This is a genomic window from Streptomyces fagopyri (genome assembly GCF_009498275.1).
GTDB classification, from domain to species: domain Bacteria; phylum Actinomycetota; class Actinomycetes; order Streptomycetales; family Streptomycetaceae; genus Streptomyces; species Streptomyces fagopyri.
The window spans coordinates 6,829,910-6,844,440 of sequence record NZ_CP045643.1; the positions used below are offsets into that span (position 1 = coordinate 6,829,910).

Consider the following 14,531-nt stretch of genomic DNA (forward strand, 5'->3'; position numbering starts at 1 on the left):
CACGGAGCGGGCGCCCGTGACCGGATCACGGACGCCCGCTCCGCACTCGCGGACGCCCGCCCCCCACACGGTCTAACTCCGGCTCCCCGCGACCGGGTCGGCATCGGGCGCCCCCGCCGGAACCGGCCCGCGCAGAACCGGCGGCATCGGGCGGACCGACCCCGCGCCCGACCCGGCCGGCCTCCCGCCCGCCCCCTCGTCCGACTCGACCGGCTCCCCGTCCGGTCCCTGGAACTCCAGGACCCACACCTCGTTGACCCCCTCGCGCAGCACCGGCCCCGGCACGTACAGCGACCGCTGCGGGCCCACCGACCAGTAGCGGCCGAGATTGAACCCGTTGATCCACACGAACCCCCGCGTCCAGCCGGGAAGATCGAGAAAGGCGTCCCCCGTACCGCGCACCTCCACCGTGCCGCGGTACAGACCACGGGCGCCCTGCCCGGGCACCCCCGTGAACGGCACCGCGCCCACGCCCCCGTCGAACGCGTCGAGACGCAGCCCCCGGGCCCGCACCCCGTGCAGATACTGCCGCTCGTGCAGCACACCCCCGGTGATGCCCTTCGGCTCGCCCGAACGCGGCCCGTAGTTGACCCGGCCCAGCGACTCCACCCACATCTCCACCCGCGCGCCCCCCGCGACGGGCTCCCCGAGCCGCGGCTCGTCCTCGGTCAGCACCCCGGACGCCACTCCGTCGACGTACACCACCGCCAGATCCCGCAGCCCGCGCAGCAGCAGCGGATACCGGCCCCGCGGCCCCGGCACGGTCACCTCGTACCGCACCAGGCCCCGGTCCACGTCCAGTTCCTCGAAGGTCGGCGGCACGGCGTACTCCTCCTCCGGACCGCCCAGCGCCTCCAGCACGGCGTGAGGCGAAGCCCACTCCCGCAGATCCACCACCGCGGACGCGCCCAGCGGCGCCGGGACCGGCGGCACATCCGGCAGCGGCCCTTGCGCGTACCCGGCCAGGACCTCCCGGAAGCGCCAGAACTTCTCCGTCGGCCGCCCGAGTTCGTCGAGGGGAGCGTCGTAGTCGTACGACGTGACATCCGGCTCCAGCGTGCCCTCGTGGAGCGCTCCACCACCCCGGTTCGCCCCCGCCCAGCCCGCGAAGTTCGTTCCCCCGTGCGCCATGTACAGATTGACCGACGCCCCGCACTCCAGGATCTCGCGCAGCGCGTCCGCCGCGTCCCCCGGATCCCGTACGACGTGCTCACCACCCCAGTGGTCGAACCAGCCGCACCAGAACTCCATGCACATCAACGGGCCTTCGGGCCGGTGCCGGCGCAACACCTCGAACGCCTCACGCGCGCGGGAGCCGAAATTGACCGTCGCGAGGACACCGGGGACCGAGCCGCCACCGAGCATGTGGTCCTCGGGACCGTCCGACGTGAACAGCGGGACGCTCACCCCCTCGGCACGCAGCACATCGGCCAGACGCCGCAGATACACCCGGTCCGACCCGTAACTGCCGTACTCGTTCTCGACCTGCACCATCAGCACGGGACCGCCCCGGTCGATCTGCCGGGGCACGATCTCACCCATCAGGCGACGGAACCAGCGCTCCACCTCCCGCAGAAACTCCCCGTCCCGGGTCCGCGCCCGCCCCGGCAGCCAGTGCGGCAGCCCACCGTTCTCCCACTCCGCGCAGATGTAGGGACCGGGCCGCACGATCGCCCACAGCCCCGCCTCCCGCGCCGCGTCCAGGAACCGGCCCAGCGCCCGCACATCACGGAACACGCCGGGCCGAGGCTCGTGCAGGTTCCACGGGACGTACGTCTCCACGCAGTTGAGCCCCATCGCCCGCAACATCCCCAGCCGGTGCCCCCACTGCTCCTCACGCACCCGGAAGTAGTGCAGCGCACCCGACAGCAGCCGCACCGGCCGCCCGTCCAGCAGAAAATCCGTGTCCCCCACCGTGAACTCGCCCATGGGCCCACCCTCACCCCCTGGCGGCGACCACGTCCATGGACAAAGATCACCTCTGGTTGGACCGAAGAACGACACCGGCCGCACCGGCGGGAGGCACAGCGGATGCACCACACCTGGATGCGGTACCTCACCCCCGCCCCCGTCCACCACCGGCTCGGCCTCACCTGCCTCGGCGTCGGTCTCCAGCACGGCGAACTGCCCCCTGTCGGGCCACGCACCCTCGACCACCACGTCGCCGTCGTCGTCAGCGCGGGCGGCGGCTGGCTCCAGGACCCCGACGGACACCGCCACATCGTCACCGCCCCCGCCCTGCTCTGGCTCACCCCCGGCGTACCCCACCACTACGGACCCGACCCCAGCTGGGACGAGTGCTTCGTCGACTTCACCGGCCCCGCGACCACCGCCTACACCGAACTCGGCTACATCGAACCGGACCGCCCCGTCGTCCCCCTCTCCGACACGGCCGCGGCCCGCGCCACCGTCACCCGCATCGCCCGCGCCGCCCGCCGTGACAACCCCCTCCTGGAGGTCGAGACCGGCGCCGCCGTCCACGAACTCCTCGTCGCACTGCGCCGCGCCCGCGCCGACCTCGCCCCCGACGGCGACCCCGTACTCCACGCCCTCGCCCGGGACGCCTTCCAGCCTCTGTCCGTCGCCGAACACGCGGCCCGGCACGGCATGACCCCCGCCGAACTGCGCGGTGCCGTCCGCCGCGCCGCCGGCCGCGGCCCCAAGGACTACCTCCTCACGATCCGCCTCGGCCGCGCCAAGGAACTCCTCGCCGCCACCGAACTCCCCGTCGCCGCCGTGGCCCGACGCGTCGGCTACGACGACCCCGCCTACTTCTCCCGACTGTTCACCCGCCGTGTCGGCGTCGCTCCCGTCCGCTTCCGCGCACAACAGGGCCGCACCCCGCCCGGCGCCCGCGACGACAGCGCCCCCGACCCCCACGATCCGCCCACGACCGACCACCCGCACGCCACGTAGGCTGGTCGACCATGACCACCAGCAACACCGGCGACGCGACCGACGACAGCGGCGACACGACCGACCGCACCGGCCACGCGACCGACGACACCGGGAACGCGAACGCGACGAGCGGATCCGGTAACGCGACGAGCGACACCGGGAACGCGACCGGCACCACCGCGACCGAGGCCGACGCGGCGGTGCGCGCCGAACTCGCCCGGCTGCGCGACAGCATCGACAACATCGACGCCGCCGTCGTCCACATGCTCGCCGAACGCTTCAAATGCACCCAGCAGGTCGGTCACCTCAAAGCAGCCCACCAGCTGCCGCCCGCCGACCCCTCCCGCGAGGCCCAGCAGATCGCCCGGCTGCGCCGGCTCGCCGAGAACGCCAAGCTGGATCCGGCCTTCGCGGAAAAGTTGCTGAATTTCATCATCGCCGAGGTCATCCGCCACCACGAGAGCATCGCGGACGGCGCGGGACAGGCCACCGGGGCCACGGGGGAGTGACACCGGGTGCCCCCAGCGGGCATCCTGCGCGGAGCACTCCCTGTCAGTGTCAGGCCAAGGGCACATGCCGCCCGTCCATGCGCGCCAGGGACGGCGGGTGCCCGAGCGAGGGGACGTATCGGGCCATGCCGTCGGATGCCAAGATCCTCATCGTCGACGACCACGAGGACACGCTCTACGCGCTGGAGAACGCCCTGGCCCCACTGGGTCACCTCATGACCCGCGCGACCAGCGGCGACGGCGCCCTCAAGGAAGTCCTGCGCGGGCAGATCGGACTGCTCCTCCTCGACGTACGCATGCCCGGCGTCAGCGGCCTCGACGTCGTGCGCTACATGCGGCGCCTGGAACAGACCCAGCACATCCCCGTCATCCTGCTCACCGGCTTCGGCCCGGACACCGAACTGTCCGCCACCGCCTACGCGCTCGGCGTCGCCGACCTCGTCATGAAACCCGTCGACCCCTGGACCCTGCGCACCAAGGTCCGCTACCTCTACGACACCCACCGCCGCCGCCAGGCCCTCGAACAGGAACTGCGCGAACTGCGCGCCGAGGTCGACGCCGCCAACCGCACCCTCGCACAGGGCCGCACCCCCTGACCGGACCAGACAAAAGCCGCATGACGGGCCACCCCTGTGCCCTGCCGGGGCCATCAGGCAGCATGTCCCCATGTCCGTACTGACGCGCGACGAAGCGCAGACCCGTGCCAAGCTCCTCGACGTCCACCACTACGGGATCGAACTCGACCTGACCGGCGGGGACGAGACCTTCGCATCCCGGACCGTCATCCGGTTCACCGCCCGCGCCGACGCGGACACCTTCGTCGAGCTGAAGCCCGCCGAGCTGCGCTCCGTCACCCTCGACGGGCAGCCCCTCGACCCCGAAACCCTCGACGGGAACAGGCTTCCCCTCAAAGGCCTGACCGAGGGCGAGCACGAACTGCGCCTCGACACCGTCATGCACTACTCGCGCACCGGCGAAGGCATGCACCGCTTCACCGACCCCACCGACGGCGAGACCTACCTCTACACCCAGCTGTTCATGGAAGACGTCCAGCGCGTCTTCGCCGCCTTCGACCAGCCCGACCTCAAGGCTGTCTTCGACCTCACCGTCACCGCCCCCGACACCTGGACCGTCCTCTCCAACGGCATCACCGAACACCTCGGAGAAGGCCGCTGGAAGGCCGCGCCCACCCCACTCATCTCCACCTACCTCGTCGCCGTCGCCGCGGGGCCCTGGCACTCCGTGCGCACCGAGCACCGCGGCCTCCCCTTCGGCATCCACTGCCGCCGCTCGCTCGCCCCCTACCTGGACACCGACGCCGACGAGATCCTCGACGTCACCCGCGCCTGCTTCGACCGCTACCACGAGAAGTTCGACGAGCCCTACCCCTTCGACTCCTACGACCAGGCGTTCGTCCCCGAATTCAACGCCGGCGCCATGGAGAACCCCGGCCTCGTCACCTTCCGCGACGAGTTCGTCTACCGCTCCGCCGTCACCGACACCGAGCGCCAGACCCGCGCCATGGTCATCGCCCACGAAATGGCCCACATGTGGTTCGGCGACCTCGTCACCCTGCGCTGGTGGGACGACATCTGGCTCAACGAGTCCTTCGCCGAGTACATGGGCTACCAGACCCTCACCGAAGCCACCCGCTTCACCGACACCTGGACCGAGTTCGGCGTCACCCGCAAACCCTGGGGCTACGACGCCGACCAGCGCCCCTCCACCCACCCCGTCGCCCCCGACCCGGACGCCGTCCCCGACACCGCGTCCGCCATGCTCAACTTCGACGGCATCTCCTACGCCAAGGGCGCCTCCGCCCTGCGCCAACTCGTCACCTGGCTCGGCGAGAAGGACTTCCTGGCCGGCATCAACACCCACTTCGCCCGCCACAAGTTCGCCAACGCCACCCTCGCCGACTTCATCGACTCCCTCGCCGCCACCACCGAACGCGACGTCCACGCCTGGGCCGCCTCCTGGCTGCGCACCACCGGCGTCGACACCCTGCGCCCCACACTCACCGAGACCCAGGGCACCTGGCACCTCACCGTCGAACACCACGGCAGCCGCCCCCACCGCATCGCCGTCAGCGCCTACGACACCGTCCCGGGCGAGGACCGACGACTGCTCCCACGGGCCCGCTTCGAGACCGACGTACCACAGAACGACCCCGTCGAACTCGGCCCCGGCCGCCGCCCCGCCCTGCTCCTCCTCAACGACGGCGACCTCACCTACGCCAAGATCCGCTTCGACACCGACTCCTTCCGGACCGTCCGCGACGCCCTGTCCGGCCTGCCCGAACCCCTCACCCGCGCCGTCGTCTGGAACGCCCTGCGCGACGCCGTCCGCGACGGCGAACTGCCCCCCATGGCCTACATCGACGCCGCCCGCACCCACCTCCCGCACGAGACCGACCTCGCCCTCGTCCAGGGCGTCCTGACGTTCGCCGCCACCCAGGTCGCCGACCTCCTCCTGCCCGCCGAGGACCGCCCGACCGCCCTCGCCACCCTCACCGACCTCTGCCGCGACCTCCTGCGCCGCACCGAGGACGGCGACAACCCGGGCCTGCGCCTCACCGCCGTACGCCACTTCATCGACGTCGCCGCCCACCCCGACACCATCAGCGCCTGGTTCTCCGAGGGCACCGTCCCCGGCGGCCCCGAACTCGACCCCGAACTGCGCTGGCGCGTCCTCGGCCGCCTCGCCGTCCTCGGCGCCATCGACGACGCCGTCATCGAGGCCGAACTCGTCCAGGACCCCAGCGCCACCGGCCAGGAAGGCGCCGCCCGCTGCCGCGCCGCGCTGCCCGACCCCGAGGCCAAACGACGCGCCTGGGAGGAGATGTTCGCCTCCGACCACCTCTCCAACTACCTGTTCACCGCGACCGCCCAGGGCTTCTGGCAACCCGAACAGGCCGACCTCGTACGGGAGTACGTCGAGCGCTACTGGGCCGACGCCGTGGCCCTCGCCGCCCGCCGAGGCCCCGCCATCGCCGACGCCGCCGGCCGCTACGCGTTCCCCGGCCACGCCGTCAGCGCGGAGACCCTCACCCTCGGCGAGACCTGCCTGCGCGACGCCGACCCCATCCCCGCGCTGCGCCGCAAGCTCGTCGACCAACTCGACGACCTGGCAAGGGCGCTGAAGGTACGGGAAGCGAGCCGCAACTAGATCCGCCGGCACCGGGGCCCGCTGGGGTCCGGGATCCCATTGAACCCCGAGGCAACGGCCTGGAGGCCAACGGACCTCGGGGTCAACGGGCCTCGGGTCAACGGGCCTCGGGGTCGAGGGGCCTGGTGGTCAACGGGCCTCGGGGTCAACGGGCCTGGTGGTCAACGGGCCTCGGGGTACGGTCCGAGGTCAACGGGCCCCGAGGCCACCGGTCCTGAAGGTCAACGGGTAGTGGGGCCGATCGGGCCCGGGGTAAACAGGCCCGGATTCCGTGGACCCGGCTTCGTGGAAGCCCGCTCCGCACGGACCCGGATCCAGCAGACCGGATTCGATCCGATTCGATCCGGTCCGGGCCGGTCGGGCCGGCCCGGGTCCACCGGGGCCGGCCCGGGACGTGCCAGGACCGGCGGACGGGCGGACCCGCACCCCCGGACACACGGCGGGCCGATCGCCCCTCCCGTAAAGGGCAGGGACGATCACCCCGTCCCCACCGTCCCCCGTCCCCACCGCCCCGGTCCCACCCGGCAGGGCACCGCACCGCACCCCACCCGGCTCCCGAACACCCCCCGTCACCTCCGCCCCTTTACTCACCATTCCTCCCCACGGCGGTACCCCCATTCGGGTCAGATCGTTGTGCTCTGCGGGCGCGCCGCCCCCATCCCGTACAGGCTTGGACCCCCTGCCGCGCGCCCACCGGAGGACACCCATGAGCACGCCGCCCCTCGCCTCAGGTCCCGAAGGCCCCGGCGCACTGCGGCCACTGCTCGACACCGTGCTCGACGCACTCCGCACCGGCAGCACCGCACGCGGCGGACCCCTGCCCGCCGGAGGACCCGAGGACGTCGCCCGGCGCCTACGGGACGCGGCCGGCGACATCCTGCCCCGGCACGGCACCGACGACGCCCTGCGCACCCTCGTCCACGCCCTCGCCGAAGGCTCCGCCGACCCCGCCGATCCCCTCTGCGCCGCCCACCTGCACTGCCCGCCCCTCGCCGTCGCCACCGCCGCCGACCTCGCCGCCTCCGTCCTCAACCCGTCCCTGGACTCCTGGGACCAGGCACCCGCCGCGTCGGAACTCGAAACCCTCGTCACCACCACTCTCGCCGCGGAGATCTACGGAACGACGGACGGAACCCGCACAGCCACCGCCCTCGTCACCACCGGCGGCACCGAATCCAACCAACTCGCCGTACTCCTCGCCCGAGAAGCGCACAGCGCCGTCCAACTCGTCCACGGCGCCAACGCCCACCACTCACTGCCCCGCGCCGCCTGGCTCCTCGGCCTGCCCGACCCCGTCGTCGTCCCCGCCCCCGCCGGCACCATGGACCCCGTAGCCCTCGACGAAGCCCTCACCGCGCTCCGAGGCCCCCGCGGCTCCCTCCTCGTCGCCGCCACCGCGGGCACCACCGACGCCGGACTCATCGACCCCCTGCCCGACCTCGCCGACGTCTGCGCCACCCACGGCGCCCGCCTCCACATCGACGCCGCCTACGGCGGGGGCCTCCTCTTCAGCGACCGCCACCGACCCGCACTCGACGGACTCGACCGCGCCCACACCGTCACCCTCGACCTTCACAAACTCGGCTGGCAGCCCATCGCCGCCGGCCTCCTCGCCGTACGGGACCCCCACGACCTCACCGCACTGCGACACCAGGCCGACTACCTCAACGCCACCGACGACACCGAAGCCGGACTCCCCGACCTCCTCGACCGCTCCCTGCGCACCACCCGACGCCCCGACATCCTCAAGATCGCCGTCACCCTCAAAACCCTCGGCCGCGCCGGCCTCGGCGCGCTCGTCGACCACGTCTGCGCCCGAGCCACCGACCTGGCCGACCTCATCGCCTCCCGCCCCGGCCTCGAACTCCACGCCCCACCCACCCTCAGCACCGTCCTGTTCCGGCCCGCCGGAGCCACCGACGAAGCCGTCGCCGCCGTACGTCGCACACTCCTCCACGACGGCCGCGCCGTCCTCGGCCGCGCCCGCCTCGACGACCGCCTCTGGCTCAAAGCCACCCTCCTCAACCCCCACACCCGGCCGGACGACCTGGCCGCGCTCCTGAAACTGGTGGAAGGACACACCCCCCGATGACCCCGACACCCCTCCACCCACGCCACGAACCCGAAGCACCCCGCGACCTCGTGGGCATCGGAATCGGCCCCTTCAACCTCTCCCTCGCCGCCCTAGCCCAGCCCCTCCCCGAACTCGACACCGTCTTCTACGAACAGCGCCCCGGCTTCGACTGGCACCCCGGCCTCCTCATCGACGGCGCCACCCTCCAAGTCCCCTTCCTCGCCGACCTGGTCACCCTCGCCGACCCCACCAGCCCCTGGTCCTTCCTCAACCACCTCAAGGACCGCGACCGCCTCTTCCCCTTCTACTTCGCCGAGCGCTTCCACATCCAGCGCGCCGAATACGACGCCTACTGCCGCTGGGTCGCCGACCGCCTCCCCGGACTCCACTTCGGACACCAGGTCGACGCCGTCCGCTGGAACCCCGAACGAGCCCTCTTCGAAGTCGACTTCACCCAACTCGGCACCGACGGAGAAGCCGAAGCCCTCGGCCGCACCCACACCCGCAACATCGTCCTCGGCGTCGGCACCGCCCCCCACATCCCCGACGCCCTCAAACCCCTCGTCGAAGCCCCCGGCGTCCCCGTCATCCACGCCGCCGACTACCTCGCCCACCGCGACCGCTTCCTCACCGCCGAACACATCACCGTCATCGGCGCCGGACAATCAGGCGCCGAAGTCTTCCTCGACCTCCTCAGGAACCGCCCCGCCGGACGCGAGAAGATCCACTGGCTCGCCCGCACCGAGGCCTTCGCCCCCATGGAGTACTCCAAACTCGGCCTCGAACACTTCACCCCCGACTACACCCGCTACTTCCACGCCCTCACCGAACCCGTACGCGACCGCCTCGTCGCCGCCCAATGGCAACTCCACAAAGGCATCGACGCCGACACCATCGCCGCCATCCACGACGAGCTCTACCGCCGCACCCTGCACGGCGACTGGCCCGACGCCGTCCTCACCCCCGCCGTCACCGTCCGCACCGCCGGACGCGTCGCCACCACCAAAGTCGAACTCCACCTCGAACACGGCCAACAAGGCACCCGCAGCCGCCTCACCACCGACGCCGTCGTCCTCGCCACCGGCTACCGCGAACGCCCCCTCGACCGCATCCTCGCCGGACTCGACCCCTACCTACGCCGCGACGACTCCGAACGCCCCCGCATCGACGACCAGTTCCGCCTCCACCTCGACCCCTCCGTCAACGGCCGCGTCTACGTCCAGAACGCCGAACTCCACACCCACGGCGTCGGCGCCCCCGACCTCGGCCTCGCCGCCTGGCGCAGCGCCACCATCCTCAACTCCCTCACCGGCAAGGACCCCTACCCACTCCCACGCCGAACGGCCTTCACCACCTTCGGACTCGAACCCCACCCACAGATCCCACCCACACGACACAGCCCGGCCCTCACACCCCTCGCCGACGGACGATGAGACGCACCGCCCCCGAAACACCCCCGACCGACCCCCGGACCGCCCCACACGCCAACGGCGCCGGCCCCCCGGAAAAAGGGGAACCGACGCCGTTCACACCACCGCGCGGTACTAGAAGACCGGCGTACCCTCCCGCGTGAGCCGCCAGTCCACCGACGCGAACTCCCTCGGGTCGAGAGTCCCCTTCGCCGTCACCCACTCCGCGATACGCGTACGGATCTCCGTCGACTCCGACCACACCTCCTTGGCCGACGCCACGAACGGGAACGCGCCACCACCGTTCGCCCGATAGTTGTTCACCGCGAACACGAACTGCTGCGCGTCGTCCAGCGCCACACCACCGAACGTCAGATTCCTGATCCGCGAACCCTCCGCCTGCGCGATGTCGATGTCGTACCCCAACCCCGACACATAGTCGTAGTTGTAGTCCGGACGATCATTCGCGTTGGTCAGCTTCTCCACGTCCACCACCGCACCCACCGCGGTCCGCACGAAGTAGTTCGCCGAATACTCCAGGTACGCCCGCACCTGGGCACCCGTCATCACCTTCGCCACCAGCGTGTTGTCATACACGTACAGGCTCGACAGATCCCGGATCGTCACCTCACCCGCCGGAATCTCCGACGTCCGCGAGAACGGCGAGGCCTGCGCGATCACCGGCAGCGACGCGTACTCCGTCCCCACTAGAGCCGCCCTGACCACATCCTCCTGCACCTTCGTGATCAGATCGATGATCGGAGCGTCCTTGTACCGCGCCTCGACCGTCGTCAACGTCTCCGTGGCCGTACCGACCACCTGATTGACGTACTCCACCACCAACGCGTGCTCGTCCCGCAGCAACCGCGTGATCTTCGGGTCGTCGGCCACCGAGTTCGAGTTGCGGACCGACGCCGCCACCGACTCGACCTGCCACCGGCCCTTCTCGAAGACCAACTCGAAGTCGAACACCGACAACCGCTCCGCGAACGCCAGCGGCTCCGAAAGAACCACCGTCCGCCCCGTCTTCGCGTTCGTGACCCTCAACTCCGGAATCTCCGCGTGCGCGTGCCCGACCAGAATCGCGTCGATCCCCGGCACCTGCTGCGCCACCAACGCCGCCGAGTTCTCGACGTACGGCAACTGGTCACCGTACGAGGACGTACCCGACGCACCCGAGTGCGCCGACACCACCACCACGTCCGCACCCATCGAACGCAGCTTCGGCACCCACTTCGCGGCCTGCTCCTCAAGACCCGGGAACACCAACTTGCCCTGGACATAAGCCTTGTCCCAGATCGCGATACCCGGGTTCGTCAGACCCAGCACCGCCACCTTCACCACCGGCGCACCCGGCACCCGGAACGTCTTCATGAGATACGGGGGGAACGCCGGCTTCAGCGTCTTCGCGTCCAGCGCGTTCGCCCCCAACAACGGGAAGTCGCACTGCGACTCGAACTTCCGCAGCGTCTCGATCCCGTAGTTGAACTCGTGATTCCCCAACGCCACCGCGTCGTACCCGATCGCGTTCATCGCCTGCGCCATCGGGTGCACCGGACCGTGCTTCGCGGTGATCGGATCCACCTTCGCGAAGTAGTACGTCAGCGGAGTCCCCTGGATCGTGTCACCCGCGTCGATCAGCAGCGTGTTGCAACGCCCCTTCTCCTTGCGGACCGCGTTCACCAGCGTCGAGATCCGCGACAGCCCCTGCGCGTTGCCCGCGCTGTCCTTGTACTCCGCGTCCTTGAAGTAGTCCCAGTTGAAGACATGCCCATGCAGGTCCGTCGTGCCCATCACGGTCAGGGAGTACCGCTTCACAGGCTTCCTCCCACCCCTCGCCACCGACTCCGCAGCGGCCTGCGCGGACGGAGCCGCGACCGCACCCGCGAGCGCCACCCCCGCACCCGTCACGGCGGACTTCTCCAGGAACTTCCGGCGGTTCAAAGACATGTCACAGACTCCTCGGGAATCGGTCAACGACGCGCGTAGATTCTGACCCACACATGACACTCCCGAACAGGGCCCGAAGGTTTCCATCTGATGACCAGCCACCCCCGCACACCCCCCACACGATGACAGAGTGGAACACATGACCCCCACCACGGAACAACCCCAACCCTCCCTCCCCTACGGCACCCCCGAAGCACCCCGCATCGCCGTCCGCGGCGAAGCCCACCTCGAAGTCGACCCCGAGATCGCCCGCATCGGCATCACCGTCGCCGCCCGCGGCACCGACCGCCGAGAAGCCCTCACCGACCTCACCCGCCGCAACACCACCGCCCTCGACCTCATCAAGTCCTACGGCGACGCCGTCGAACACATCGAGAGCGGCACCTACTCCATCAGCCCCGAACTCACCAGACACGGCCGCGGCGAACGCATCCGCGCCTACCACGGCCGCGTCCACATCACCGCCGAACTCACCGACTTCACCGCACTCGGCGAACTCACCACCCGACTGGCCGACCTCGACCTCACCCGCATCGACGGCCCCTGGTGGGACCTGCGCCCCGACTCGCCCTCCCACCGCCAAGCCCGCCAACAAGCCGTCCGAGAAGCCGTCCAACGCGCCCGCGAATACGCCGAAGCCCTCGGCACCACCCTCGCCGCCCTCGTCGAACTCGCCGACATCGGCGCCGAGAACACCCCGTCCCACCCCGCAGCCCCCGGCCGCGCCATGCGCTCCATGTCCTTCGCCGGAGCCGCCCCCGAAGAAGCCCCGCCCCTCGACCTCGAACCCCAACGCCAGCACATCCACGCCCAGGTCAACGCCCGGTTCACGATGGCCCCACCCCGGCTCTGACCCCCGAAACCATCACCCTCGGTGACCGGGCGATCCCCCACCCGGACCATCGGGAGGCCGCTCCGCGCAACCCCGGACGGCCGCGGCGCGCACCCGCCGCCTCTCATCCGCTCATAGGAGCGGCCGCACGCACAATTCAACAGTTGTCAATAATCCTTCACGCAAAGGTTGTTGAGTAGTCATGCACGGCCAATTCTCTACCCACGGGTAAGGCCTAGGCTCAAACCATGCGCCGAGCAAAAATCGTCTGCACCCTGGGCCCCGCCACCGACTCCTACGACCAGATCAAAGCCCTGGTCGACGCCGGAATGGACGTAGCCCGCTTCAACCTCAGCCACGGCACCTACGCCGAACACGAGGACCGCTACCAGCGGGTGCGAAAGGCCGCCGACGAAACGGGCCGCAGCATCGGACTCCTCGCCGACCTTCAAGGCCCGAAGATCCGACTCGGCCGCTTCACCGAAGGTCCCGTACTCCTTGAACGCGGAGACACCTTCACCATCACCGTCGAAGAAGGCGCCGAAGGCGACCGCCACACCTGCGGCACCACCTACACCGGACTCGCCACCGACGTCACCCCCGGTGAGCGCATCCTCGTCGACGACGGCAAGGTCTGCCTCGAAGTCACCACCGTCGACGGCCCCCGCGTCCACACCACCGTCATCGAAGGCGGCATGGTCTCCGACCACAAGGGCCTCAACCTCCCCGGCGTCGCCGTCTCCGTCCCCGCCCTCTCCGACAAGGACGAAGCAGACCTCCGCTGGGCCCTGCGCATGGGCTTCGACGTCATCGCCCTCTCCTTCGTCCGCACCGGCGACGACATCCACGACGTCCACCGCATCATGGACGAGGAAGGCCGCCGCCTCCCCGTCATCGCCAAGGTCGAGAAGCCCCAGGCCGTCGAGAACATCGACGGCATCGTCGCCGCCTTCGACGGCATCATGGTCGCCCGCGGCGACCTCGGCGTCGAAATGCCCCTCGAACAGGTGCCCATCGTCCAGAAGCGCGCCATCAAGCTCGCCAGGCGCAACGCCAAACCGGTCATCGTCGCCACCCAGATGCTCGACTCGATGATCGACCACTCCCGCCCCACCCGCGCCGAAGCCTCCGACGTCGCCAACGCCGTCATCGACGGCACCGACGCCGTCATGCTCTCCGGCGAGACCAGCGTCGGCAAATACCCCGTCGCGACCGTCCGCACCATGGCCCGCATCGTCACCGCCGCCGAAGAGGACCTCCTCGCCACCGGCCTGCCACCCCTCACCGAACGCAACAAACCCCGCACCCAGGGCGGCGCCGTCGCCCGCGCCGCGGCCGAGATGGGCGACTTCCTCGGCGCCAAGTTCCTCGTCGCCTTCACCCAGTCCGGCGACACCGTCCGCCGCCTCTCCCGCTACCGCTCCCCGATCCCGCTGCTCGCCTTCACCTCCGACCCGGCGACCCGCTCCCAGCTCAGCCTGACGTGGGGCGTGGAGACCTTCCTCGGCCCGCACGTCGGCTCCACGGACGCGATGGTCGACCAGGTGGACGAACTGCTGCTGAAGTACGGCCGCTGCAAGAAGGGCGACATCGTGGTCATCACGGCCGGCTCCCCGCCCGGCGTCTCCGGCACGACGAACCTGGTCCGCGTCCACCACGTCGGCGAGGACGACAGCCCCAAGTAGGCGATC

9 protein-coding genes and 1 pseudogene are annotated in these 14,531 nt (G+C 70.6%); 8 read left to right on the forward strand and 2 right to left on the reverse strand.

What is annotated here, in order from left to right; translation table 11 throughout:
* Positions 1-72: 72 nt before the first annotated feature.
* On the reverse strand, positions 73-1,929 hold the full coding sequence (locus tag GFH48_RS29490; protein ID WP_153291139.1) for a glycoside hydrolase family 35 protein: 1,857 nt from the start codon (positions 1,927-1,929) through the stop codon (positions 73-75).
* Positions 1,930-2,031: 102 nt separating this feature from the next.
* On the opposite strand from GFH48_RS29490, the gene GFH48_RS29495 reads away from it, so the two are divergent.
* The 6 genes and pseudogenes from GFH48_RS29495 (at position 2,032) to GFH48_RS29520 (ending at position 10,082) form a co-directional block, all read left to right on the forward strand.
* Positions 2,032-2,916 (forward strand): helix-turn-helix transcriptional regulator, encoded by an 885-nt coding sequence (locus tag GFH48_RS29495; protein ID WP_153291140.1) that lies wholly within the window; start codon positions 2,032-2,034, stop codon positions 2,914-2,916.
* A gap of 158 nt (positions 2,917-3,074) precedes the next feature.
* Positions 3,075-3,407, forward strand: a pseudogene (locus tag GFH48_RS39795) (chorismate mutase); the annotation flags it as partial.
* A 125-nt stretch (positions 3,408-3,532) separates the two neighbouring features.
* A complete protein-coding gene (locus tag GFH48_RS29505) occupies positions 3,533-4,003 on the forward strand; it encodes a response regulator (protein ID WP_153291141.1) in 471 nt (156 codons plus the stop codon).
* Positions 4,004-4,073: 70 nt separating this feature from the next.
* Positions 4,074-6,575 (forward strand): aminopeptidase N, encoded by a 2,502-nt coding sequence (gene pepN / locus GFH48_RS29510; RefSeq protein ID WP_153291142.1) that lies wholly within the window; start codon positions 4,074-4,076, stop codon positions 6,573-6,575.
* A 706-nt stretch (positions 6,576-7,281) separates the two neighbouring features.
* Positions 7,282-8,667: a pyridoxal phosphate-dependent decarboxylase family protein gene (locus GFH48_RS29515; RefSeq protein WP_153291143.1), complete on the forward strand. Its 1,386-nt coding sequence runs from the start codon at positions 7,282-7,284 to the stop codon at positions 8,665-8,667.
* Positions 8,664-10,082 carry a lysine N(6)-hydroxylase/L-ornithine N(5)-oxygenase family protein gene (locus tag GFH48_RS29520; protein WP_153291144.1) on the forward strand — a complete coding sequence of 473 codons (1,419 nt, stop codon included), beginning with the start codon at positions 8,664-8,666 and terminating at the stop codon, positions 10,080-10,082. The genes GFH48_RS29515 and GFH48_RS29520 overlap by 4 nt, the downstream gene beginning before the upstream one ends.
* Before the next feature lie 111 nt (positions 10,083-10,193).
* On the opposite strand, the gene GFH48_RS29525 is transcribed toward GFH48_RS29520, so the two are convergent.
* Positions 10,194-12,008: a bifunctional metallophosphatase/5'-nucleotidase gene (locus GFH48_RS29525; RefSeq protein ID WP_153291145.1), complete on the reverse strand. Its 1,815-nt coding sequence runs from the start codon at positions 12,006-12,008 to the stop codon at positions 10,194-10,196.
* Between the two features lie 139 nt (positions 12,009-12,147).
* On the opposite strand from GFH48_RS29525, the gene GFH48_RS29530 reads away from it, so the two are divergent.
* Positions 12,148-12,861: an SIMPL domain-containing protein gene (locus GFH48_RS29530; protein WP_153291146.1), complete on the forward strand. Its 714-nt coding sequence runs from the start codon at positions 12,148-12,150 to the stop codon at positions 12,859-12,861.
* Positions 12,862-13,088: 227 nt separating this feature from the next.
* A complete protein-coding gene (pyk, locus tag GFH48_RS29535; RefSeq protein ID WP_153291147.1) occupies positions 13,089-14,525 on the forward strand; it encodes a pyruvate kinase in 1,437 nt (478 codons plus the stop codon).
* Positions 14,526-14,531 lie beyond the last annotated feature (6 nt).

Bases quoted from the DNA above. Each gene is read 5' to 3' on its own strand.
- GFH48_RS29490 (WP_153291139.1), bottom strand. From the start codon at position 1,929: ATGGGCGAGTTCACGGTGGGGGACACGGATTTTCTGCTGGACGGGCGG.
- GFH48_RS29495 (WP_153291140.1), top strand. From the start codon at position 2,032: ATGCACCACACCTGGATGCGGTACCTCACCCCCGCCCCCGTCCACCAC.
- GFH48_RS29505 (WP_153291141.1), top strand. From the start codon at position 3,533: ATGCCGTCGGATGCCAAGATCCTCATCGTCGACGACCACGAGGACACG.
- pepN (WP_153291142.1), top strand. From the start codon at position 4,074: ATGTCCGTACTGACGCGCGACGAAGCGCAGACCCGTGCCAAGCTCCTC.
- GFH48_RS29515 (WP_153291143.1), top strand. From the start codon at position 7,282: ATGAGCACGCCGCCCCTCGCCTCAGGTCCCGAAGGCCCCGGCGCACTG.
- GFH48_RS29520 (WP_153291144.1), top strand. From the start codon at position 8,664: ATGACCCCGACACCCCTCCACCCACGCCACGAACCCGAAGCACCCCGC.
- GFH48_RS29525 (WP_153291145.1), bottom strand. From the start codon at position 12,008: ATGTCTTTGAACCGCCGGAAGTTCCTGGAGAAGTCCGCCGTGACGGGT.
- GFH48_RS29530 (WP_153291146.1), top strand. From the start codon at position 12,148: ATGACCCCCACCACGGAACAACCCCAACCCTCCCTCCCCTACGGCACC.
- pyk (WP_153291147.1), top strand. From the start codon at position 13,089: ATGCGCCGAGCAAAAATCGTCTGCACCCTGGGCCCCGCCACCGACTCC.